Raw genomic sequence first — 23,323 nt, 5'->3', positions numbered from 1 at the left:
TGACGACCGTGGCAGAAGAAGATGTGTTGAGCGCCGTCGAACTGGATCTCACAGTCGACCCGATCACGGACGAGGTCGGTGCGCCCACCTCGAACGCGGCCGCGCTACCCGCCGAGGCCACCGCTGAACCGTTCTTCCGCGTCGTGAAGGGCTCGCCCACCGACGAGGAACTCGCCGCGCTGGTGTGCGTGCTGTCCGCGGCCGCGAACGGCACCGCGCAGACCGGCCCCGCGGGCCCGCCCGACATGTGGGGCCGTCCCACGCTGATGCATCGCGGCGCGTCGCCGTTCTCCCCGTACGCCTTCCCGCAGCTGTCCCACCTGCGCGGGTGACGCGGCTGATCCTGGCTTCCGCGTCCCCGGCCCGCCGGGAGGTGCTCCGTTCGGCGGGCATCGACCCGATCGTCCGGGTCTCCGCCGTGGACGAGGACGCGGTCGCCGCCGCCCTCCCGGAGGGCACGCCACCCCAGGTGGTCGTGGTGGAACTCGCGCGTGCCAAAGCGGCCGCCGTGGTCGCCGGCATCCCGGAGTCCGCCGCCGATTGCGTTGTGGTCGCCTGCGATTCCATGCTGCTCGTCGACGGCGAGTTGCAGGGCAAGCCGCACACACCGGAGGTCGCCCGCGCTCGGTGGGGTGACATGGCCGGGCGCAGCGCTGATCTCGTCACCGGTCACTGCGTGGTGCGGATGCGCGACGGGCAGATCACCGCCGAGGCGGTCGACTGCAGCAGCACCACCGTGCATTTCGCCAAGCCGGAGCCGGACGAACTGGACGCCTACATCGCGACCGGAGAGCCGCTCCAGGTGGCGGGCGCGTTCACCCTCGACGGGCTCGGCGGCTGGTTCGTCGACCGCATCGATGGTGACCCGTCCAGCGTCATCGGCATCGGGCTACCACTGCTGCGCCGACTGCTTGGCGATGTTGGGATCAGCGTTACGCAACTGTGGGGCCACACGGCCTGAGGGCGGCGCGGTGACGGTCTCGGCGTCGCCGCCCGCGGGCACCGTCCTTTCGTCGAGCCTGGCCGCCCCGGCGGTCGCCTCGCGCTGCGCGGCGATGAGTTCCAGTCGGGCCACGCACAATTCCGGCTCGACGAAAGGATGCATCCGCACGTCGATCGCGCCGCGCGCGCCGCCCCGGTCGAGCACCTCTTCGAGCAGACCCAGGTGCACACCGCACACCACCTCGGAGTGCGTCCGCGCGAGCTCGCGCAGCGGACACGCCGTCAACCGGATCAGCACCTTCCCCTCGGTCTCCGGGGACGGATCGCGCTCGGGCGCGAAACCCAGTTCCGACATCAACGTCATCGTGAGGTCTTTGGCGTCCTCCAGCGACTCGACCCGGTGGTCACCGACGTCGAGTCTCGTGCCCCAGGCACGGCCCGCCGCGATCGCGGCCTCGGATCTGCGCCGCGGATCAGGGCCGAGCTGATCGGCGAGCACCTGCGCCAGATCCTGGTAGCCGACCGATCGCTGCACCGCGCTGTACCCGATGCGCGGACGTCCGCGACCGCGCGGCGGCTGCTGGAACTGCCGGACGAGGGATTCCCTGGTGAGCACGTCGAGATGGAAACGAACCGTCGTGACGTGCTGTCCGGTGATTCTGGCCAGTTCCTGGGCGTCGAGAGGCTCGCTGGCGCCACGTAGGATCGCGAGCAGTCGCCGCCGCGGCCAAGAATCGGACATAGCTCACCCCTCCTCCCGGGAGACTTTATCGGATGTAGGTGCCCTTTATTCGGCCCTCATCCGATTTGTGATCTGAAACGACAGTCACTAACGCCTCACACCTACCATCGCTGTGAGACCTCGAACCGTGCCACCGCCGTCCACCCATGCGTGAAGGAACCGACACCGTGCCCGTCGCCCCGGACCCTCATCCCTCGCTCGGTCTCTACGCACATCCTCACCGACTAGTAACCACGGAGTGGCTGTCGGCAAACATAGGCGCGCGGGGACTCAAGATCATCGAGGCCAACGAGGACACGCTGCTCTACGACATCGGGCACGTTCCGGGCGCCACCAAACTGGATTGGCGAAGCGATCTGAACGATCCGGTCACGCGCGACTATATCGACGGAACCCGCTTCACCGAACTCATGCGCGCCAAGGGGATAGAACTCGACGACACGGTCGTGATCTACGGGGACCGGAGCAACGCGCAGGCGGCGCACGCGGCGTGGGTGTTCACCCTGTTCGGGCACGAGGACGTGCGGCTGCTCGACGGCGGGCGCGCGGCGTGGATCTCCGAGGGGCGCGACACGACTTTCGAACCGGACTATCCGGTGCGCAGCGCCTACCCGGCCGTACGCCGCGACGACGGCACCTACCGGGCCTTCCGGGAGGACGTGCTCGCCCACCTCGGCAAACCGGTGATCGACGTGCGCTCGCCCGAGGAGTACTCCGGCGCGCGCACCATGGAGCCGGCCGATCCCGAGGACGCGGCGCTGCGCGGCGGCCACATTCCCAGCGCGTCGAACGTCCCGTGGAACGAGGCGCTCACCGCCGACGGACGCTTCCGTGCGCGGGACGAACTCGACGCGGTCTATAGCGCGTTGACCGGCGCGGAGGCCGTGATGGTCTACAGTCGAGTCGGCGTGCGATCCAGTCACAGCTGGTTCGTCCTGACCTATTTGCTCGGGCGCCATGGCGTGCGCAACTACGACGGTTCCTGGACCGAGTGGGGCAACTCGGTGCGGATGCCCATCGCCAAGGGGTACGACCCCGGCGAGGTACCCGCGCGCGGTGGTACCCGGCGCACCCGGAGCAGGTAGTCGGGGTGCGGTCCCAAACACAGATCGCGTACGTTGTGATCTGCGACCTACTGTTGAGTAGGTCTAGCCGAGTTCGGCGTCTGTTGGCAGACTGCCTACACTCGCCCGAGACGTAAGTTTGTCGATTACGGGAGCGGAGCCCACGCAGCGACCATCCCCGGCGAAGCGACCAGAAGAATGCACACAGGAGGCTCAGTGCCCAGCCATGCCAGCGCGCGGATCACGAAGGTACTCGTAGCTAACCGAGGCGAGATCGCCGTGCGCGTTATCCGGGCGGCCAAGGACGCCGGTATCGGCAGCGTCGCGGTCTACGCCGAGCCGGACGCCGACGCTCCGTTCGTCAAGCTCGCCGACGAGGCCTTCGCCCTGGGTGGGCAGACCTCGGCCGAGTCGTACCTGGTGTTCGACAAGATCCTCGACGCCGCGGCCAAGTCCGGCGCCGACGCCATCCACCCCGGCTACGGCTTCCTGTCCGAGAACGCCGACTTCGCCCAGGCCGTCATCGACGCCGGGCTGATCTGGATCGGCCCCTCCCCCCAGTCCATCCGCGACCTCGGTGACAAGGTCACCGCGCGGCACATCGCCGAGCGCGCGAAAGCGCCGATGGCCGCGGGCACCAAGGACCCGGTCAAGGACGCGAACGAGGTCGTCGAGTTCGCGAAGACCTACGGCGTGCCGGTGGCCATCAAGGCGGCCTTCGGCGGCGGCGGACGCGGCATGAAGGTCGCGCACTCCATCGAGGAGATCCCGGAGCTGTACGACTCGGCCGTGCGTGAGGCGACCGCGGCGTTCGGTCGTGGCGAGTGCTTCGTCGAGCAGTACCTGGACAAGGCCCGCCACGTCGAGGCGCAGGTCATCGCCGACAAGCACGGCAACGTCATCGTCGCGGGCACCCGCGACTGCTCGCTGCAGCGGCGCTTCCAGAAGCTCGTCGAGGAGGCCCCCGCGCCGTTCCTGTCCGACGAGGTCCGCGCGAAGATTCACGCCTCCGCCAAGGCCATCTGCAAGGAAGCCGGCTACTACGGCGCGGGCACCGTCGAGTACCTGGTGCAGGGCGAAACGGTCTCCTTCCTCGAGGTGAACACCCGTCTGCAGGTGGAGCACCCGGTCACCGAGGAGACCGCGGGCATCGACCTGGTGCGCCAGCAGTTCCGCATCGCCAACGGCGAGAAGCTGGAAATCACCGAGGACCCGACGCCGCGCGGTCACTCCTTCGAGTTTCGCATCAACGGCGAGGACGCCGGCCGCGGCTTCCTGCCCGCCCCCGGCCCGGTCACCGTGTACAAGGAGCCCACCGGTCCCGGCGTGCGCGTGGACTCCGGCGTGGTGGCCGGCAGCGTGATCGGCGGACAGTTCGACTCGATGCTGGCCAAGCTCATCGTCACCGGCGAGAACCGCACCCAGGCGCTGGAGCGGGCGCGGCGCGCACTGGCCGAGTACGAGGTCGACGGCCTGGCCACGGTCATCCCGTTCCACCGGGCGATCGTCGAGGACCCGGCGTTCATCGGTGACGGCGAGAAGTTCGACGTCTACACCAAGTGGATCGAGAACGAGTGGGTCAACACCGTCGAGCCGTTCGCGGGCGCGGGCGCCCCGGACGACGAGGACGAGGACCTGCCGCGGCAGAAGGTCGTCGTCGAGGTCGGTGGACGCCGGGTCGAGGTGTCGCTGCCCGGTAACTTCACCGTCGGGGCCGGTGCGGCCGGCGCGGCGGGCAACGGCGCGGGTGTGATCCGCAAGAAGCCCAAGCCGCGCAAGCGTGGCGGCGCGGGCGGCGGCGCGGCCTCCGGTGACGCGGTCACCGCTCCCATGCAGGGCACCGTCGTCAAGGTCGCCGTCGAAGAGGGCCAGACGGTCGAGGCGGGCGATCTGATCGTGGTACTCGAGGCCATGAAGATGGAGAACCCGGTCAACGCCCACAAAGCCGGCGTCGTCACCGGCCTGTCCGTCGAGGCGGGCGCGGCGATCACCCAGGGAACGGTTCTCGCGGAGATCAAGTAGCACCTGGCGTAAAGCGTCGCGGAGCGGGCACAGGACGACGAGGTCCGTGCCCGCTCTCGCTGTTCACGCGGCGGTCCCTCCGTCGTCATGCGAGCTGCCTCCGCCGGACCGGATCCGCACACCAGGGTGTCGTATCGTGATCCGGTGACCAGCTCGACAAGCGTCTCCCCCGTCGCGGAGGTGATCCGCGCGCGCCGCGCCACCGGCGGCCGCGCCGACGGTCACCGCCTGGCGCTGGTGGTGGAGGGCGGCGGCAGCCGTGGGGTGTACTCCAGCGGCATGGTGTCCGCACTGGAGGAACTCGGCCTCGCAGGGGTGTTCGACGCGGTGTACGGCACGTCGGCGGGCGCGATCAACGGCGCCTGGCTGCTGTGCGGGCGCGCGATCCCCGGCATGCGTTCGTGGACCGATCCGACGATCATGCGCCGGGCCATCGACCCGGCCCGTCTCCTGCGCGGACGTCCCGCGTTCGATCTGCGGTATCTCGTGCACCAGGTGTACGACGGCATCGAACCGATGGATTTCGACGCGATCCTGGCCAACTCCACGACGTTCCATCCGATCGCCACCGACATCCGGACCGGGCAGGCGGTCGACCTGCATCCGCACATCACCGACAAGCGCACGCTCATGCGCGCGCTGCGGGCGTCGGCGGGCCTGCCCCTTCTGGCCGGGCCGCCGGTCGTTCTGGGGGCCTCGGCCTACTTCGACGGCGGTCTCTCCGAGACGGTGCCGATCCGCACCGCGGTCCAGGCGGGCGCAACGCACGCCTTGGTCCTGCGTACCCGGCGGGTGGACGAGCGGCGCCCGCCCGCTTCGCGGCTGCATCAGATCGTCGGCGGCGGCTATCTGCGCGCCGTGGCCCCGGGCGCGTACCGGGCCTGGATCGAGCGCCCCGGCCAGCAGGACATCGAGGACCGGGCGCTCGCCGCACTGGGCGAGTCCGTCCTCCAGATCCACCCGCCGCCCGGCTCTCCCGACATCGACAGCGCCGCCCGCGACACCACCCTGCTGGCCGCGGCTCTCCAGATCGGCCGTCGAGCCGTCCTAGACGCGCTCTCCGCGGTCCTCCCGGCCGTCTGACCTGACTTTGCGTTCGGCGACTCAGCCCAGGTGGACCCGGACGCCGTTCGACAGGACGAAGTCGTGGAGTTCGAGGTGGTCGGGCGTGGCGGACGGGGGCAGGTCGAAAACGAGTTTCGTGGTGGCGGACTGGCCCGGACGCAGCTCGAAAGAGTAGCCGAGGCGCTGCTGGGTGTTCTGCCACATGGTTGCGGTGGCGTTGTGGTCGAAGGGCGTGTTCTGCTCGTCCACGAGGCGCTGGCCCAGGGGCAGAAACCACTTCGTCTCGTCGGAGATATTGCGAACGTCCAGCGTGACGATCAGGAACGAGCCCGCGGCCGTTTGCAGTCCGATTCGGGAAACGCCCGTGTCGACCTTCGTCACGACGAACTCGAATTTGCCGTCGCGCACGGCACTGCCCACCGGCGCTACGGCCGCCGCGTCGGGCAGGGGCTCGTCCCGGCCCGGTCCCGGATGCTCCACCGCTACTGCCGAGGGCGGCGACGTGGGAGCGGGTGAGCCGGAGTCGCCGGTCCTGGTACCCGCCGCGATCAAGGCGACGCAGCCGGCCGCGAACGCGAACGGCGCGAGGAACACGACGATCAGCGCGCTGATCATCTTCGACAGGAGACTTCGGCGGCGTCGCGGCCGCCGACGCGGGACCGGGCTGCGGGGACGCCGTTGCGCGATCGAGGAATACCCCGGAGGTTGGACCGCTGGAAAGACCTTTCGCGCCGGCGCGCCGTTCTGCCGAGACGGCGGCGCTAGGGGTGACGGGACGCGTGACCGCAGTGCGAGCAACCGCCCCTGCCGACCCTGCTGTCCGCGCCAAGCGGTTCCAGCGGCGTACACCCCGTTCTGATACCAGCGCCGGACGGCTGGATACGGCTGCGGCACAAGGGGATAACCGCTGGCCGCGCGCACCTGCTGCTGAGGGGCAGGTCCGTGCACTGACGAAGCCGGATTCGGAACGCGCTGTCCGGGAACAGGGCTTGGTAGGGCCGCGGCTTGGGGCCAGTCGAGCCTCGTCGCCACGAGCGTCGGGGTCGGACCTGGCTCCGGCATCACTTCGGTCGGGGCGGGCGTCGGCTTCGGCTTCGAATCCGCGGGTTCCTGGGGAGCGACGGGCCGAGGACCCGACTGCTGCGAGTAATCGCTCCGCGCAGCCGGATTCGCCGGACCACGGTCCTCGGAACGATGCGCGTTTGCCCGTGGGGCCTCAGGCTCTGCGGACGCCCCGGCGGTCAGTGGCTTCGTGGACGGTCGGCCCGATCCGGAGGGCGGCGGCACGGCTCGGGACTCCGCGACGCCGATCGCGAGGCGGGCGGCCGCGGCGAATTCCCCTGCTGTGGGGAATCTTTCACTCGGCTCCTTGGCCAGACCGCGGGCGATGACGGCGTCGAGCGCGGCGGGCACCCCGGCGCGCACCGAACCGGCCCGTGGGGCAGGCGCCATCAAATGGGCGTGCATCTGCTGCGCGGGATCGGTGTCGCCGTAGAGCCGGGAGCCGGTGAGGCATTCGTAGAGCACGCAGGCCAGCGAGTAGACGTCGGCGCGCCCGTCCACCGCCCCGGTGAACCGTTCCGGGGCCATGTACGCGAGGGTGCCGATCGCCATGCCAGTGGTGGTCACGGCCGTCCGGCCGAGCCCGTGCACGATGCCGAAGTCGATCAGATAGGTGAAGCCGCTCGGGTGGACGACGATGTTCGACGGTTTGACATCGCGGTGTACCAGCCCGGCCCGGTGCGCGACGTCCAGCGCGGCGGCGACGTGTCCGATGATGCCGACCGCCACGGCCGGCGGCATGGGGCCCTCGGCCACCAGCTTGCCCGCCAAGTCGGAGCCCTCGACGAACTGCATGTCGATGTAGAGGCGGCCGTCGATCTCGCCGAAGCGGTGGATGCGCGGCACGTGTGGGTCGCGCAACCGCGCCACCGCTTCGGCTTCGCGCTCGAAGCGCTTGCGGTATCCCTCCGCGGCCGCGAGTTCGGCGGGCAGGAGTTTCAACGCCACCCGGCGCGCCGCCACCGTGTCGTACGCCAGCCACACTTGACCCATGCCGCCCTTGCCGAGCAAGCGCTCCAGCCGGTAACCCCCGAATCGCACCTCCCCCATCGCGAACCTCCAGTCACCGTTGACGTCCGGTCGACCCGGCCTCCACCTGCGGCGGGAACTCCGGGAAACACCAGATCACCGCGCGAATGCCGAAGAACGTGGCCTCTTTCGGAGCGTAACCGCACCCCGCGTCGCGCACCACTGTGTGCTCGACGACAGTCCGTCAAGCCCGCCTACTTGCCGGGTTTGGGCTTGTTTTTGTCCCTGCCGTTGCCCTGGTCCGCATTGCCGGGCTTGTCCCGGTCACGCTTGTCGCCACCCGAGCTGTGCTGCTCGGGAGCGTTCTCGACGTTCCCCACGGCGACACCGCCGGGAGCCGGAAGCCAACTGGCACGGCCCGTCGCCAGCGGAGTACAGGTCAGCAGGAGGCCGTCCACGGTGACACTGTCCACGTCCGCCACCGGATCACACGGCTGCCCGGCGCCGGGCAGGACCAAGGTGGGCGCCGAGATCGGCACAGGCGCCCGCGTGGCCGGGACGTGCGACGGCAATGTCGATTGTGTCGCGTGGTCCTGTTCGGAAGGGGGAGCCGAAGCGGTTGCCGAGCCCGCGTCGGCCATTTCCGGCCGTCCGAGCCACAGCGCCCCGGCCACCGCCACGACGAGCGTCCCGAAAGCCGCCAGAGCCAGACGCGGTCCGATGGACGTGCGCGCCTCGGACGAGACGCCGGTCCTGGCCGTCGCACGCGGCGGCGGCAGCACGAAAGTCGGCGACGAAGGCGCGAGTTCGACCGTGGTCGCGTCTCGACCTGTCACGGCCGCGTACCCGGCCGAGGCCAATTCCCCCGCGCTGGAGAACCGCCGGCTCGGGTCCTTCGCCATACCGCGTGCGATCACAGCGTCCATTTCCGGCGGCACGGCGGGGTTGAGCGTGGAGGCGAGCGGTGGGGTCTGCATGAGGTGGGCGCGCAACAGCCGCGGTGGGTCGCCGTCGTCGAACGGTCGTCGTCCGGTGACGCACTCGTAGAGCACGCAGGCCAGCGAGTACTGGTCGGACCGGGGCACCGCCGCCCCCTCGAACCGCTCCGGCGCCATGTAGGCAAGGGTGCCGACCACATTGCCGGTGGCGGTGATCGCGGGCTGGTCGCTGCGGTGCGCGGTGCCGAAGTCGATCAGGTAGACCGCGTCGTCGGGGGTCACCATGATGTTGGACGGCTTCACGTCGCGGTGCACCAGGCCCGCACGATGCGCCGCGTCGAGCGCGGTGGCGGTCTGCGCCACGATCTCGATCGCACGCTCGGGTTCCAGCCGCCCCTCGCGCCGCAGCAGCGCGGCCACGTCACAGCCTTCGATGAACTCCATATCGATGTAGAGGCGACCGTCGAGTTCGCCGAAGGAATGGATCGGCACCAGGTGCGGCCCGCGCACCTGGGCCGCGAGCCGAGCCTCCCTGGTGAATCGCTGTCGGAATCTCGTATCCGCCGCATACGCGGGGGCCAAAACCTTCAATGCGACGGCACGGTCGGCGGTGGTGTCGTGCGCGAGCCAGACCTCGCCCATGCCGCCGCTACCTAGCAACCGATCGAGGCGGTAGTGGCCGAACCACAGCTCGCCCATGTCGACAGAACCTCCCGCTAGCCTCTTCCTCATGACCGAACTACCCGAAATCCGCATCGGCACCCCGAATGGCGCGAAATTCGCGCCGCGGCCATCCGATCATGTCGCAGCGAGGCCGCCGCGCGTCGCGGAATTCGACCGAGCGGTCACGGGGGCGCCGGTCTCATCGGGTGGCGGGCGCGGCGCAACGGGCGGATGCTGATGGAGCCGGTCGAGATCAACGCGGGTGCCTGGTATCTGCGCGCCCTGCGTGCCGACGACCGGCTCGATGACCGTCCCGCTCTGGCCGCGGGCGGGATCACCGAGCCGGACTACGTCGCCCGGCGCAGTGCCGGCTGGGCGGAGGAGACGTGTTTCTCCTGGGCGGTGTGCGAACCGACGACGGCCGAGCTGGTGGCCGAGATCGCGGTGACGCCGATGGGCGACGGCACCGCGAACGTGACCGGATGGGCTCGCCCCGCCTACGAAACCGCCCTGGACGCGGGACTGGCTTCCGTCCGCCGTTTCGTCGAAGGCGGTTTGGGGCTGCGGCCGGTCGTCGCTTGACCACGGACCGGCGTGTCCGGCGCGCTCTACTCGCGCGAAAGGCGCACCGAAAGACGGACGAGGTCAGCGCATGACACCGGTGTGCCCGGTGGAATAGCGTCCTGGTTGCGGCCAGATGGTGAGCCCGTGCGGCCCCTTGCCGACGGGAATGCGCGCCAGCAGCGTCCAATTGACGATGTCGATGGCGTACACCTCGCCGTGGTGGCGGCCGGACGCCCAGAAAACACGCCCGTCCGCGGAGATATTGCCCATGTCGGGACTGCCGCCCGCGGGCACGAACCACTTGTACACCAGCCCGTTCGCCGCGAAATCCCACACCGAGATGCTGCCTTCGTGCCGGTTGGTGATGAGCATCTGCGTGGAGTCGCGGGTGACGTAGAGCCCGTGGGTTCCCTTACCGGTCGGCACGAACCCGGTGTTCTCGAAGGTGTGCGCGTCGAAGAGGTAGATGCCGTCGGCGGCCATGTCGGCGACGAAGAAGGTGTGCCCGTCCGGAGAGAGCTTCACATCCTGCGGCTTGCCCGAGGGTCCGCCCGGCAGGTCGATCACCTTGACGATCCTGCGCTCGGCCACGTCGAAAGCCAGCATCCGGCCGATGAATTCGCACGACGCGAGGGCGAAACGGCCGTCGGCGGTGAAGTCCATGTGGTCGACGCCCGCGCAGTCGGGGACCGCCAAAGCGTGCATCTTCTGCCAGGTCCGCGGGTCGTAGAAGTCCAGCGACTTGTCCGCCTCGGCGACGACGAGCGCGTACCGGCCGTCCGGGGTGTAGTACATGTTGTACGGATCGCGCACGGGGAAGGGTTCGCCCGGCCTCCCCGTCCGCGGATCGATCGGCAGCAGGCTGCCGCCGCCCAACGGCAGGTCGTTGGTGACGTAGAGCGTCTGCATGTCGTAGGAGGGGACGACATGCTGCGGCTCCGAACCGCCCGCGGGGAAGGTGTCGATCACCTGGAAGGTGTCCGGATCGATCACCGAGACCGTGTTCGACTGGCTGTTGGGCACGTAGACCAAGGGGCGATGGTCGGCCACGGCGGGGCTGAGTTCGCGGTTGGCCGCGTACACGTCGTTCGGTGAGAGCGGGGGCGGCATCCCGGGCAGCAGATCGGTCATGTGCGGTGGGAACGCGACGGTGGTGGGTGCGGCCACGGTGGTCGTGGCCGCCCGGCCTTCCTCGGTGCCCACCGTGCCCGCGTCACTGGCGGCGCAGCCCGCCACCGCCGAGAGCACGACGAGAGGGATCACGAGGTGGGGCGCGCAGCATCGATACGTGCGCTGCCGGTTCACGCGCCGCACCTGCTCGCAGAGTGGTGAAGACGATCGGCCATGGCTGGGAAGCCTAGGAGGTGGATCCGGGATTTCGGCGTACCCCGCGCCGGGGATACCGGAATGCCCGGATCATCCCGTTCGCGACTATTCGATGCTGGTCAGGACCCGATCCAGCGCGTCGACGGCCTCGTCCAGCTCGGGGCCGGTGACCGTGAGCGGGGGACGGAACCGGATGCCCCGCTCGCCGGTGCCGAGGATCAGCACGCGCTCGCGCTCGCGCAGCGCGGTGAGCACCTCGTCGCGCAGCCGGGACGACGACAACGTGATCGCGCACATCAGTCCGCGCCCACGCGGCTCGCTGACATCGGCGTGCCGGGCGGCGAGCGCGCCCAGCCGTTCGAGCAGGTGCGCACCCAGCGGCCGGGACCGCTCGATCAGCTGGTCCCGCTCGAGCACCTCCAGGATGCGCCGGCTGCGCACCATGTCGCCCAGGTTGCCACCCCAGGTCGAGTTGAGCCGGGAGCTGACGGCGAACACGTTGTCGGGTACCTCGTCCACGCGCCCACCCGCCATGACGCCGCAGACCTGGGTGCGCTTACCGAAAGCGACGACGTCCGGCTCCAGGCCGAGTTGCTGGTAGGCCCAGGCGGTTCCGGTCATGCCGACTCCGGTCTGCACCTCGTCCAGCACGAAAAGCGCATCGTTGTCCTGACACAGCCGCTGCACCGCTTGCAGGAACTGGGGGCGCAGATGCCGGTCGCCGCCCTCGCCCTGAATCGGCTCGGCGATGAAACACGCTATGTCGTGCGGGTTTTCCTCGAACGCGCGCCGCGCCTGGGTGAGCGTGCACGCCTCCGCCTCCTCGACGTCGAAGGCGTCGGTGAGATAGGGCGACTTGATGCGGGGCCAGTCGAACTTGGGGAAACGCGCGGTCTTCACCGGATCGGTGTTGGTGAGCGACATGGTGTAGCCGGTGCGGCCGTGGAACGCGCCGGTCAGATGCAGCACCTTGGTGCCGAGTTCCGGTGCGCGGTCGTGGGATTCGTTGTGCCTGCTCTTCCAGTCGAACGCGACCTTGAGGGCGTTCTCCACCGCGAGGCCGCCGCCGTCGATGAAGAACAGGTGCGGTAGCCGCGGATCACCGAGCACCCGCACGAACGTCTCGACGAAGCGGGCCATCTCCACGGTGTAGATATCGGAGTTGCTCGGCTTGTTCAATGCCGCGGCGGTGAGCTCGGCACGGAACTGCGCGTCGTCGGCGAGGGCGGGATGGTTCATGCCCAGCGCGTTGGAGGCGAAGAAACCGAACATGTCGAGGTAGGGGCTGCCGTCGCGTTCGTCGACGAGGCGGCAGCCGCGGGAACGGTTGAGGTCGAGTACCAAGTCGAAGCCGTCGGCCAGGATGCTCACCGACAAGATCTCATGGACCCGGGCGGCGGGGGTGACCGCCGGGCGGGTGCGTTCCAGTTCGATGGTCACGCCCCGAGGGTACGTAAAAATTTACGGAACCTCTACAGCGAAACGGATTAATTCCGCGAAATCGCTACCTGTCATAGAATGTCTGCAAGATGATGGTGCTCCGGGTACGCACGTTGGCGGTGGCTCTGATCTCTTGGAGCAACTGTTCGAGATGCCGCGGGGACGCCACTCGCACCAGCAGGACGTAGCTCTCCTCGCCTGCCACCGAGTGGCACGCCTCGATGCCGGGGATGTGCTGCAGCACAGCGGGCGCGTCATCGGGTTGCGACGGGTCGAGAGGAGTGATTGCGACGAATGCCGACAGCAGTTGACCGAGCGCTTCGGGATCGACATGCGCGGTGTACCCGCGGATCACACCGCGCGCCTCTAGTCGGCGGACCCGTGACTGCACCGCGGACACCGACAGACTCGCCTTTTCGGCCAGGTTCGACAGGGTGGCCCGTCCATCGGCCATCAGTTCACGAATCAGCAGGCGATCGATGTCATCGAGTACGGGTCTTGCCGGTGTATCCGCCATCAGCGAAGGCTAACTCAGGCAGCGCGGCTCGTGTCCGAAACCTCCCCTCCATCCTCCCGCCATGTGGGACATACACGCCGCGACGCGGCCGAAAGGTACGGCGGAACAACAGATGACCGATGTACTCGATGACCGGACCACCCGACAGCTGGCCGCCCGCGCGGAGGCGGTGCTGCGCGAATTAGGCGCGCGACCACCGGAGCCCGGTGACCTGCCCGCACGAACTCCCATCACCGGAGGGCAGTTGACGACCCTGCGGTCCAGCTCGCTCGAGGAAGTGGATGACGCGATCGGACGGGCCGCCACCGCCTTCCGGGCCTGGCGCAGCGTTCCCGCGCCCGTCCGGGCCGGGGTCGTGCGCAGGCTCGGGCAGCTGCTCACCGCCCACAAGCGCGACTTGGCCGAGCTGGTGACGCTGGAGGCGGGCAAGATCCCCGCCGAGGCGGCGGGTGAAGTGCAGGAGATGATCGACATCTGCGAATTCGCCGTCGGCCTGTCCCGGCAGTTGTACGGCCACACCATGCCCTCGGAACGTCCGGGCCACCGGTTGATGGAGACCTGGCATCCGCTCGGCGTGGTCGGGGTGATCTCGGCGTTCAACTTCCCGGTCGCGGTCTGGGCGTGGAACACCGCGATCGCGCTGGTTTGCGGCGACACCTTGGTGTGGAAGCCGTCGGAGACGACCCCGCTGACGGCGCTGGCCTGTCACGCGCTGCTGCGGCGCGCGGCCGAGGAGGTGGGCGCGGATCCCGAAGTGCATCAGGTGATCCAGGGCGCACGCGACGTGGGCTCCCGGCTGGTCGATGACGAACGGGTGGCGCTGGTGAGCGCGACCGGCTCGGTGCGGATGGGCCGGCTGGTGGCGCCACGGGTGGCCGAGCGGCTCGGACGCTGCCTGCTGGAGCTGGGCGGCAACAACGGCGCGATCGTCACCGCGTCGGCCGACCTGGACCTCGCGGCGCGGGCCATCGTGTTCGCCGCGGCGGGCACGGCCGGGCAGCGGTGCACCACGCTGCGGCGGTTGATCGTGCACCGTGACGTGGCCGGATCGCTGGTGGACCGGTTGGAGCGGGCCTACCGGCAACTGTCGGTCGGCAATCCGCTCGACGACGGGGTGCTGGTCGGGCCGCTGATCGATGGGAAGGCCTACACCGGGATGCGTGCCGCGCTGGACAAGGCGGTGACCGACGGCGGCGAACTGGTCTGCGGCGGCGAACGCGTCGAGGGGTTCGGCGACGACGCCTACTACGTGCGCCCCGCCATCGTGCGCATGCCCGCCCAGACCGCGGTGGTCCGGGAGGAGACGTTCGCGCCGATCCTCTACGTTCTCGCCTACGACGACTTCGATCGCGCGATCGCGCTGCACAACGAAGTGCCACAAGGTCTTTCGTCCGCGATCTTCACGACCGACCAGCGCGAGGCCGAACGCTTCCTCGCCGCCGACGGATCCGATTGCGGAATCGCAAACGTCAACATCGGCACCTCCGGCGCCGAGATCGGCGGCGCCTTCGGCGGTGAGAAGCAGACCGGCGGCGGACGCGAATCCGGCTCGGACTCCTGGAAGGCCTATATGCGCCGAGCCACCAACACGGTCAACTATTCCACCGAACTTCCCCTCGCCCAGGGCATCGAGTTCGGCTGAACCACCCCCACGCACCCCGCCCCACCAGCACGATTCGGTTATTCGCTCCACCCTGTGTAGTGTTGTCCTTACGACGCGGGGTGGAGCAGCTCGGTAGCTCGCTGGGCTCATAACCCAGAGGCCGCAGGTTCAAATCCTGTCCCCGCTACTGGAAGCCCGGGTCAGACGGTTCACACCGACTGGCCCGGGTTATTTCTTTGCCGGGCTCGTCATCGCGGATGATCCGCTCGGCTGCCGCCCGCGAAACCGACGCCTGCTCCGATGCCGGGCAGCGGCTTCGGCGCGGTCGATCGAATCGCGCCCTCCGTCCGGTTGCCCTCCCTCGTGCACCTTCCCCGGTACGGTAGCCAGAAGATGGCTGAGTTCTTCCCGTTGCGGCCCGTGACGCCCGTGTTTCGCCACGAACGCGAAGGAGATAGCTGTGCGACGCAGAGCGATGCTCGAGGGATGTGCCGCGGCGGTGGCCGTGTCGATGTTCGCCGCCGCCTGCGGCGGGCCGGACGGCAGCGCGAAGGCCGAGTTGGCCTTCGACCCCGACGCGTTCACGGAGCAGACGAAGACCGTCGCCACCTTCGAGCGCGACAAGGAAGTCGCCTATCGCTTCTACGAGAGCGTTGTCTATGTCGCGAAACCGGTTAACAAGGCGTATCAGAGCTTGAACATCAGCGTGCCCGTCGAGATCGACGGAACGGCCGTCGACGCGAGCACGGCTCCCATCCTTTTCAGCAACTCCGTCGTCGGCTACCTGTCGTCCTCCGTGACGGGCGACGGCGGCGAGCGGACCAGGAACCAAGACCTCGCGCTGGCCGCCGGCTACGTCGTCGTCGAGTCCGGCGCTCGCGGGCGGGACCTCGTCGGTCCCGACGGCACGTACTACGGCGTCGCGCCCGCCGCCATCGTGGATCTGAAGGCCGCGGTCCGATACCTGCGCCACAACTCCGGCCGCGTGCCGGGAAACACCGATCGGATCGTGGCCACCGGAGTCAGCGCGGGAGGTGCGCTGTCCGCCCTGCTCGGGGCTTCCGCGGACAGCGGTATGTACCACCGGTACCTCGCCGATCTCGGCGCGGCGGACGCCAGCGACGCCGTCTTCGCCGCCGCGCCCTACTGCCCCATCACCGATCTCGAACACGCCGATATGGCCTACGAATGGAATTGGGGCGCCAATCCCCTGCGCTCCGGGGAACTCGACGCAACCGCGTCGCGGGACCTGAGTGCGGCGTTCACCGGCTACCAAGCGTCGATCGGGCTCCAGGGCAAAGACGGATTCGGACCCATCACGGCCGACAACTACGGCCGCTACCTCGTGCGGACCTACCTCGAACCGGCGGCAACCGCGTACCTGACCGCACTGCCCGACGCCGACCGCTCCAGCTACCTGGCGGCCAACCCTTGGATCACGTGGGCGGGCGATCGGGCGGAGTTCCCTTGGCCGGACTTCCTCGCGCACGTGGGAGAGCGGAAGAAGGGCGTGCCCGCGTTCGACGCTTTCGACCTGTCCTCCGGAGAGAACAACGAGTTCGGGGTGGGAACCACCAAGGCCAGGCATTTCACCCTGTACAGCCTGCGGCGCGCCACCGGCGACCCCGGCGCGCAGCTGGACGGCGACCTGCCCGAGAAGATCACAATGATGAATCCCATGCCCTTCATCGGACAGAAGAACCCGGCGCGGGCCGAGCATTGGTGGATCCGGGTCGGCACCAAGGACACCGACACGTCGCTGACCATCGTGGGCAATCTCGCCGCGAGCCTCGAGAATCTGGGCGACGACGTCGACGCCGCGATGTACTGGGACGCCGGGCACGGCAGCAACGAGGACGCGGCGGATTTCATCCGGTGGATCGGCAGGGTGACCGGTTACACCGCGAGCCGCTAGCAGCGCGGCGGCTCGATACCGAGTTCCCGCAACCGCTCGGCGTAGACCGCGACGTTGGCGAGCTTGACGTCCTCGTAGCCGCGCACCACGTCGGCGAGGGACGCCGCACGCACCGCGCGGTCGTAGCCGGCCAGCTCCAGCGTGTCGGCGAGGTCGGTCACCATCGCGGTGTAGTGCGCGAGCAGTTCGCGTTCCACCCGGCGCACGTGCGCGTAACCGAACGGGTCGAACTTGGTGCCGCGCAACCGCTTGCCCTTGGCCAGCAGACGGAGGGCGAAGTGACTGCCCGGCCGCATCCCGATCTTCTTCTCCCGGCCCATCGCGCGCAGGATCGGCGGGTGCAGCCGGTAGGTGAGGTTCGCCCCGTCGGGCACCTGTGCGGCGACCTCGGCCAGGAACGCCGGATCGGTGAGTCGTCGGGCCACCTCGTACTCGTCTTTGTAGGCCGTGAACTTGTACAGCCCGCGCGCCACCTGTTCGCTGAACGCGGTGCTGTCGGTGACCCGCCGCTCCGCGTCCCAAACGCGTTGCATCGTGCGCACGTAGTCGCGGGCCACCGCCACGCTCTGGAAACCGATCAGCTCGGTCGCCCGCAGCGCCACCAGCCGCCGCGTCTCGCCGGTGGCGGTCAGCCCGTCGAACAGGTCCGCGGGCGCCGCGGGTGAGGCGGGTCCGGCCACGCGACGAGCGGTCGCGGCGGCGAACTCCTCCGGCCGCGCGATCGCGACCCGTCCCCAGCGGAAGGCCGCGAGGTTGGCGTCCACGGCCACGCCGTTGATCTCGATCGCCTCCTCGATCGCGGTGCGCGGCAGCCGCAGTCCTCCGCTCTGGTAAGCGGCTCCGACCAGCAGGAAGTTCGCGGCGGCGGTGTTGCCGAAGAGGACTTGCGCGGCGGCGAGCGCGTCGAAGGACCGCACCGACCGCGATACTTTCGCCAACCGCTCCAGCAGCATCGCCTCGTCGGGATGGCCGACCGACTTGTCGTAGACCATGTCCCCGGTCGGAGTCCTGCTGGTGGAGGCCACCGACACGGTCGTCGCGGCGGACCCGTAAGCCAGGTTCTTGGTGTCGGCGGCGGTCAGCAGGTCGAAAGCCACGAGACAGTCGGCCGAGGCCGGGGCCAGCCGGTTGGCCGGCTCCAGCGCGTCCACGGCGAACCGCAGGTGCGAGACCACGGGACCTGCCTTCTGGCTCATGCCGATCTGGTCCAGGCTCGCCACCTCGTACCCGGCCCGCATCGCGGCGGTGGCCAGTACCTGGTTCACGGTGACGATGCCGGTGCCTCCGATGCCAGCGAGGAAGACGTTCTGCGTGGTCGTCGGCGGTTCGTGCGCCAGGTCCGGCAGCCGCGGAGGCTGCTCGCGGCGAACTTCCTCGCGCCGCTCGCGCTCGGCAGGGTCGGGCAGCTCGACCGTGACGAACGACGGGCAGTCGCCGTCCAGGCAGCTGTAGTCGGTGTTGCACGAGGTCTGATCGATCCTGGTCTTGCGGCCGAACTCGGTGTCCACCGGCTGCACCGACAGGCAATTGCTCCGGACGCCGCAATCACCACAGCCCTCGCACACCGCCTCGTTGATGACCACCCGGGTGCGGCGCACCGGCAGGGTGCCGCGCTTGCGCTGCCGCCGCGCGTCGGCCGCACAGTGCTGGTCGTAGATCAGCACCGTGACGCCGGGCACCTCGCGCAGGGCGCGCTGCGCTTCATCGAGACGGTCCCGATGCCACAGCAGGGTGCCAGGAGCGAGATCGCGTTTGCGGTAACGCTCGGGCTCGTCGGCGCAGACGATGATGCGCCGGACACCCTCGATCGAGAGCTTGTGGGTGAGCATCGGCACCGTGAGGGCGCCTTCGGCGTGCTGCGCGCCGGTCATCGCGACGACGTCGTTGTGCAGCAGCTTGAAGGTGATGTTCACCCCGGCGGCCACGCACGCCTGCACGGCGAGCTGACCGGAGTGGAAATACGTGCCGTCGCCGATGTTCTGGAACAGGTGCGGCACATCGGTGAACGGGGCCTGACCGATCCATTGCGAGCCCTCGCCGCCCATCTGGGTCAATCCGGTGACCTTGCTGTCCGTGCGCCCCGACATGGTCACCGAGGTGTGGCAGCCGATCCCGCCGCCCGCCAGCGACCCTTCCGGCACTGCGGTGGATCGATTGTGCGGACAACCGCTGCAGAAGTAGGCCGTGCGCTTGGCGGGCAGCACCGACAGCGACAGCGGTTGCGGCAGCGGGCGTTTCATCTCGACGTGCCCGTCGAGCACGCGGCGCAGCGGTGCGGCGATGCGCCCGGAGGTGAGTTCGCCATCGGTGCCGAACAGCGGGCGGCCCGCGCCGTCGCGCTTGCCGACGATCTCGGGGGCGGCCGGGACGCCGTACAGAATGTCTCGAATCTGGGTCTCGATGAAGGCCGTCTTGTCCTCGACGACGATCAGCCGGGTGAGGCCGGTGGCGAACTCGCGGACGCGTTCGGGCGCGACCGGATACGGCATCCCGATGCGCAGCAGCCGGATGCCCGCGTCCCGGAGCGCGTCGTCGTCCGCGCCGAGGTCGATCAGCGCTTGGCGGACCGCGTCGAAGGTGGTGCCCGTGGCGGCGATCCCGATCGTGGCGCGGGCCGGGTCGACCTCGATCACGTCCAGCCCGTTGCGGGTGCTGTAGGCCCGCACCAGTTCCCAACGGGGACCGTAGAGATCCGCCTCGGCGAGCAGGCTGTCGGCGGGCGCGCCCATCGGACGCTGCCGGTAGCGGAAAGGCCGGCCGTCCCAGTCGATCTCGGGCACGACGATGTCGATGTCCCCGACCGAGCCGTCGACCGTCCAGGCGCCGTCGGCTACGTCGGCGACGATCTTCAGTGCCACGAGGCAGCCCGAGGCGCGGGACAGGGCGACCCCGTGCAGGCCCATGGTGATGATCTCGCGCGCGTTGCGCGGGAACAGCACGGGAATGTTCATCGCCGCCAGCGAGCGGTCGCTCACCGCGGGCACAGTGGAGGACTTCGCCGCCGGATCGTCGCCGACCAGCAACAGGACGCCGCCGCGCGGATTCGCGCCGTACATGTTGGCGTGGCGAAGGGCATCGGTCGCGCGGTCCAGGCCTGGGCCTTTGCCGTACCAGACACCGACGACGCCGTCGTGTGTCGCGGTGCCCGCGGGCAGATCCGCCTGACTCCCCCAGACGGAGGTCGCGGCCAGTTCCTCGTTCAGCCCCGGAACGAAGGCGATGTCGTGCTCAGCGAGGACATCCGGCATTCCGGACAGCATCTTGTCGACGCCGCCGAGCGGACTGCCCTGGTACCCGGAGACGAACGTGCCGACCCGCCGGCCCGCTCGGAGATCACGGACGTGCTGCTCGACCAATTGTCGCGCGATGGCCTGGACGCCGGTGAGCACCACGGTGTCCGAGCCGACGCGGTAACGGTCGGCGAGGTCGTAGGAAGCTGCGATCAGGTCGCGGTCAGCGAGCTCGGTCATACAGATCCACCCGTCCACACGGCGCCGATCCGGCGCCTACCTTGTTGAGCACTTGTTGCCGATATCGTGTCCTCGATAATCGGAACGCACAACCTTGGACAATTTGATTGAGCAATGTGCCCAATTATTGACAGCAGGAATGGGCACAACCTAAGCACAGTGCGAGGTCCGTGTGACGGTGCACACACAAGCACGCTTACGTCACGGACGCGGCGATGCGAGCCCGTGCCACACCGCCGCACTTCCGCCGCACCTCCAGCCACCTGTGTGAAGGTGGGTAGATGGCAATGCTCAGGAGGAGCACGGCGCTCGTCGCCGCCCTCGCGTTCGGAGCGCTGACCGCGTGCGGGCAGCAGGCGGCCCCGTCCGCGCCCGAGCAGGCCGCGGGAGCGGCGGCCGGGACGCGCGCCGAACCGGGCCCCCGCGGATACGCGGGCGGAACGATGATCGTCATCCCGCATGCCCCGGACCTGGAACCCAGTTCGGCGATGCCCTTCTCCGAGTACGACATCGAAGACGGTACGGACAAGCTCGCGATCCACATCCCGGGCCCGGTCGGCTGCCCGAGCATCGGCTTCACCGCGCGCGTGGAGGAATCGGCCGACCGGGTGAGCGTGCGGCTGATCCGCGGCCTGCATCGCGGGATGCCGCCGTGCCAGGGCGCGAACCCGGAGCAGAAGCGCGAGTACGGCGTGGTGGTCGTCGACCTGGAACGTCCGCTGGGCGATCGGACCGTGCTCAGCTTCGCCTGATCCACGCGAGGCGACGGCGGCTCGGTGGACGGCCTGCAGGCCACCTCCCATAGTGATCTGGTTGAATGGCAAATCACTGGCATTGTGACTTGTCCGGTTCGCCTGATCCGGTGCGGCACCGCGATCGATGGGGCGCTATCTTCGCAGCGGATGGTGCCGCCTTCGCGGCTACCGGCGGTCCCGGAGTCGAAGGAGGTGCGCCAGTCGCCGCGATCGGCTCGAGGGTCGCCGCAGCGGCGGTTCCTTCTGCTCTGTACCGCAGTGAACGTGGTTCGCTGCGGCTCTCCGTGTAGTGCCGGTCCGTCCGAAACACCGACGCCGCGGCGCGGTGGGACGGTGACGGCTGACTTTCGAAGGAAACCCGTGTCCAGAGTTCCATTCCGGATTGCGATCTTGCTGGTGAGCATCGTCTCGCTCGGCCTGCTGGGCCTGCCCGCTACGGCCCAGCCGCTTTATCCCACCCCCGATCCCGACCTGTTCTTCAACGCGCCGTCCCACCTGGCGGACCTCGCGCCCGGCGACGTCGTGCGTACGCGCAGGATCGACACCGGCCCGTATGTGGGAACCGAGGGCTGGCAAGTCGCCTTCCGCTCCACCAACTCCCAGGGCAAGCCCGTCATGGGCGTCACGACGGTGCTGCTGCCGATCGGGGTGAAGAACCCGCCGCTGGTCTCCTACCAGGCGCTGATCAATTCCCTCGGCACCCAATGCAATCCCTCGCGCTCGCTGTTCAACGGCGAGTTGCAGGACGCGGTCGGCGCGATGCTGCCCATCGGACGCGGATGGGCCATCTCGCTGCCCGACTATCTGGGTCCCACCTCCGCCTACGGCGCCGCGCGACTGGGCGGCATGATGACCCTCGACAGTGTGCGGGCCGTCCGCAAGGTCGCCGAACTCGGTCTGTCCGACTCCCCCGCCGCCATCGCGGGCTACTCCGGCGGCGGCATGGCCACCGCGTGGGCCGCCGCCCTGCAACCCACCTACGCGCCGGAACTGAAGCTCGCCGCCGCCGTGGCGGGCGGCATCCCCGCCGACCTCGAGGAGATGGCGCTCGCGCTCGGCTTCGACCCGCATCCCGGATTCGGCTTGGCCTTCGCCGCCGCCATGGGACTGGAGCGGGAGTACCCGGACCGGCTGCCGATCTCCGACCAGCTCAACGAGAACGGTTTGTGGTTCCGGGAATTCACCCACGACGCGTGCCGGCGGTTCCTGCTCTTCCACGGCGCCTTCCGCAGCGCGGAGCAGATGGCGGCGTCCAGAAGCCTGATGGACAGCCCCGAGGCACGAGCGGTTCTGCGGGAGAACAGCTTGCGGCACTTCGAGGGCGTGCCGACCGTGCCGACCTTCCTCTGGCAAGGCCGCTTCGACACGCTCACCTTCTACGGGCCCGTCGCCGAGGTCGCCGACCGGTATTGCAGGGCGGGCGCGCCGGTGGACTTCCACACCGTCGACATCTCCGAGCACATGACCGCGGCGGTCGCCGGATTCGCCGACGCGTGGAACTACGTGGAGGCCAGGTTCCGCGGCGAACCCGCACCGACCAACTGCTGAATCATTCGCACAGCGGCTCGGGAGATATTCTCCCGGGCCGCTTCCCCCCACCGTGCCACCGCAGCCGATGTCCAGGCCGCGCCGCCGCGGGCCCAGGCTCCCGACTGCCACCGGTCCGGTCGATCGGTGTGCGAGCAGGACCGCGCGTCAGGCCGTGAAGTGCAACGTCCATTCGCCGCGATAGTGCAGGCGGGTCACGCTGCCGGGCGGAACATCGATGCGCCAGAACGATTTGGGCGGGGCGTCCAGCGTCACCAGCAGCGCGGCCCGGACGACAGCCGGGTGGGTCACCGCGATCGTGGACACCGATTGCGCGGCTATCTCGGCCATCCAGAGCCTGGTTCGTTCGATCACGTCCACCACGGACTCGCCACCGTGCCCGCGGAAAGTGGGGTCGGTCAGCCAGGCGTACAGCTGGTCCTGGGGCACCGACATCAGTTCACCGCCACGCCAGGCGCCCGCGTCCAGGTCGCGCAGCCGGTTGTCCTCCTCGCCGGGCAATCCCAGCAGCGCGGCGGTCTCCACCGTCCGGCGCTCCGGCCCGGTGAGCACTCGCGGGGCGGTGAGCGGACCGCATCCGACGACCGCCCGCCTGCCCGCTTCGGTCAGCGATTCGTCCACCGGGAAACGTGCTTTTCGCATCGCCTCGGTCATCCCATGGCTGACCAGGTCGAGTCTGAGCACTTTTTGCACCTGTGGAAGCGTACGGCCCGGCATG

At 69.2% G+C, this 23,323-nt stretch carries 18 protein-coding genes and 1 tRNA gene; 11 read left to right on the top strand and 8 right to left on the bottom strand.

The window, feature by feature from the left end:
* Positions 1 to 8: 8 nt before the first annotated feature.
* A complete protein-coding gene (locus tag M8859_RS10625; RefSeq protein WP_321212642.1) occupies positions 9 to 332 on the top strand; it encodes an acyl-CoA carboxylase subunit epsilon in 324 nt (107 codons plus the stop codon).
* Complete coding sequence (locus M8859_RS10620; RefSeq protein ID WP_159929345.1) at positions 329 to 961, top strand: nucleoside triphosphate pyrophosphatase; 633 nt, start codon at positions 329 to 331, stop codon at positions 959 to 961. The genes M8859_RS10625 and M8859_RS10620 overlap by 4 nt, the downstream gene beginning before the upstream one ends.
* On the opposite strand, the gene M8859_RS10615 is transcribed toward M8859_RS10620, so the two are convergent.
* A complete protein-coding gene (locus tag M8859_RS10615) occupies positions 890 to 1,684 on the bottom strand; it encodes a helix-turn-helix transcriptional regulator (RefSeq protein WP_159929347.1) in 795 nt (264 codons plus the stop codon). The genes M8859_RS10620 and M8859_RS10615 overlap by 72 nt on opposite strands.
* A gap of 167 nt (positions 1,685 to 1,851) precedes the next feature.
* On the opposite strand from M8859_RS10615, the gene M8859_RS10610 reads away from it, so the two are divergent.
* The 3 genes from M8859_RS10610 (at position 1,852) to M8859_RS10600 (ending at position 5,853) form a co-directional block, all read left to right on the top strand.
* Positions 1,852 to 2,769, top strand: coding sequence for a sulfurtransferase (locus M8859_RS10610; protein WP_159929373.1), 918 nt, complete (start codon positions 1,852 to 1,854; stop codon positions 2,767 to 2,769).
* 195 nt (positions 2,770 to 2,964) lie between these two features.
* Positions 2,965 to 4,770 carry an acetyl/propionyl/methylcrotonyl-CoA carboxylase subunit alpha gene (locus tag M8859_RS10605; RefSeq protein WP_195071619.1) on the top strand — a complete coding sequence of 602 codons (1,806 nt, stop codon included), beginning with the start codon at positions 2,965 to 2,967 and terminating at the stop codon, positions 4,768 to 4,770.
* 144 nt (positions 4,771 to 4,914) lie between these two features.
* On the top strand, positions 4,915 to 5,853 hold the full coding sequence (locus M8859_RS10600; RefSeq protein ID WP_223518591.1) for a patatin-like phospholipase family protein: 939 nt from the start codon (positions 4,915 to 4,917) through the stop codon (positions 5,851 to 5,853).
* Positions 5,854 to 5,874: 21 nt separating this feature from the next.
* On the opposite strand, the gene M8859_RS10595 is transcribed toward M8859_RS10600, so the two are convergent.
* The gene (locus tag M8859_RS10595) at positions 5,875 to 7,947 is read right to left on the bottom strand and encodes a serine/threonine-protein kinase (RefSeq protein ID WP_249644155.1); all 2,073 of its coding nucleotides are present in this window, start codon (positions 7,945 to 7,947) and stop codon (positions 5,875 to 5,877) included.
* Between the two features lie 173 nt (positions 7,948 to 8,120).
* Positions 8,121 to 9,503, bottom strand: coding sequence for a serine/threonine-protein kinase (locus M8859_RS10590; protein ID WP_249644154.1), 1,383 nt, complete (start codon positions 9,501 to 9,503; stop codon positions 8,121 to 8,123).
* 201 nt (positions 9,504 to 9,704) lie between these two features.
* Between M8859_RS10590 and M8859_RS10585 the strand changes: the two genes are divergently transcribed.
* Positions 9,705 to 10,049 carry a hypothetical protein gene (locus M8859_RS10585; RefSeq protein ID WP_195071622.1) on the top strand — a complete coding sequence of 115 codons (345 nt, stop codon included), beginning with the start codon at positions 9,705 to 9,707 and terminating at the stop codon, positions 10,047 to 10,049.
* A 63-nt stretch (positions 10,050 to 10,112) separates the two neighbouring features.
* Here the strand turns inward: M8859_RS10585 and M8859_RS10580 are convergent, their stop codons facing one another.
* The 3 genes from M8859_RS10580 to M8859_RS10570 all read right to left on the bottom strand — a co-directional run bounded on the left by M8859_RS10580 (position 10,113) and on the right by M8859_RS10570 (position 13,314).
* The gene (locus M8859_RS10580) at positions 10,113 to 11,336 is read right to left on the bottom strand and encodes a YVTN family beta-propeller repeat protein (RefSeq protein WP_249644153.1); all 1,224 of its coding nucleotides are present in this window, start codon (positions 11,334 to 11,336) and stop codon (positions 10,113 to 10,115) included.
* Between the two features lie 126 nt (positions 11,337 to 11,462).
* On the bottom strand, positions 11,463 to 12,797 hold the full coding sequence (gene lat / locus M8859_RS10575; protein ID WP_249644152.1) for an L-lysine 6-transaminase: 1,335 nt from the start codon (positions 12,795 to 12,797) through the stop codon (positions 11,463 to 11,465).
* A 64-nt stretch (positions 12,798 to 12,861) separates the two neighbouring features.
* Positions 12,862 to 13,314, bottom strand: coding sequence for an Lrp/AsnC family transcriptional regulator (locus tag M8859_RS10570; protein WP_043688065.1), 453 nt, complete (start codon positions 13,312 to 13,314; stop codon positions 12,862 to 12,864).
* Between the two features lie 112 nt (positions 13,315 to 13,426).
* Between M8859_RS10570 and amaB the strand changes: the two genes are divergently transcribed.
* From amaB to M8859_RS10555, 3 genes are all read left to right on the top strand, one after another.
* Complete coding sequence (amaB, locus tag M8859_RS10565; protein ID WP_195071624.1) at positions 13,427 to 14,956, top strand: L-piperidine-6-carboxylate dehydrogenase; 1,530 nt, start codon at positions 13,427 to 13,429, stop codon at positions 14,954 to 14,956.
* Between the two features lie 74 nt (positions 14,957 to 15,030).
* Positions 15,031 to 15,104, top strand: a tRNA-Met gene (locus M8859_RS10560).
* A gap of 273 nt (positions 15,105 to 15,377) precedes the next feature.
* On the top strand, positions 15,378 to 16,832 hold the full coding sequence (locus tag M8859_RS10555; RefSeq protein WP_249644151.1) for a subtype B tannase: 1,455 nt from the start codon (positions 15,378 to 15,380) through the stop codon (positions 16,830 to 16,832).
* Here M8859_RS10555 and M8859_RS10550 read toward each other — a convergent pair.
* Positions 16,829 to 20,302: an indolepyruvate ferredoxin oxidoreductase family protein gene (locus tag M8859_RS10550; RefSeq protein WP_249644150.1), complete on the bottom strand. Its 3,474-nt coding sequence runs from the start codon at positions 20,300 to 20,302 to the stop codon at positions 16,829 to 16,831. The two genes, M8859_RS10555 and M8859_RS10550, sit on opposite strands and share 4 nt — an antisense overlap.
* A 281-nt stretch (positions 20,303 to 20,583) precedes the next feature.
* Here M8859_RS10550 and M8859_RS10545 point away from each other — a divergent pair, with 281 nt between their 5' ends.
* Positions 20,584 to 21,054, top strand: coding sequence for a hypothetical protein (locus M8859_RS10545; RefSeq protein ID WP_159929367.1), 471 nt, complete (start codon positions 20,584 to 20,586; stop codon positions 21,052 to 21,054).
* Positions 21,055 to 21,438: 384 nt separating this feature from the next.
* Entirely contained in the window at positions 21,439 to 22,605 is a 1,167-nt protein-coding gene (locus tag M8859_RS10540) for a lipase family protein (protein ID WP_443678225.1), read from the top strand.
* Between the two features lie 147 nt (positions 22,606 to 22,752).
* Here M8859_RS10540 and M8859_RS10535 read toward each other — a convergent pair whose 3' ends face one another.
* On the bottom strand, positions 22,753 to 23,298 hold the full coding sequence (locus M8859_RS10535) for a histidine phosphatase family protein (protein ID WP_159923180.1): 546 nt from the start codon (positions 23,296 to 23,298) through the stop codon (positions 22,753 to 22,755).
* Between the last annotated feature and the right edge of the window lie 25 nt (positions 23,299 to 23,323).

This window comes from Nocardia sputi (assembly GCF_023501985.1).
The sequence above is the reverse complement of the archived record's forward strand: the minus strand, read 5'-3'. Positions and strand labels throughout refer to the sequence as shown.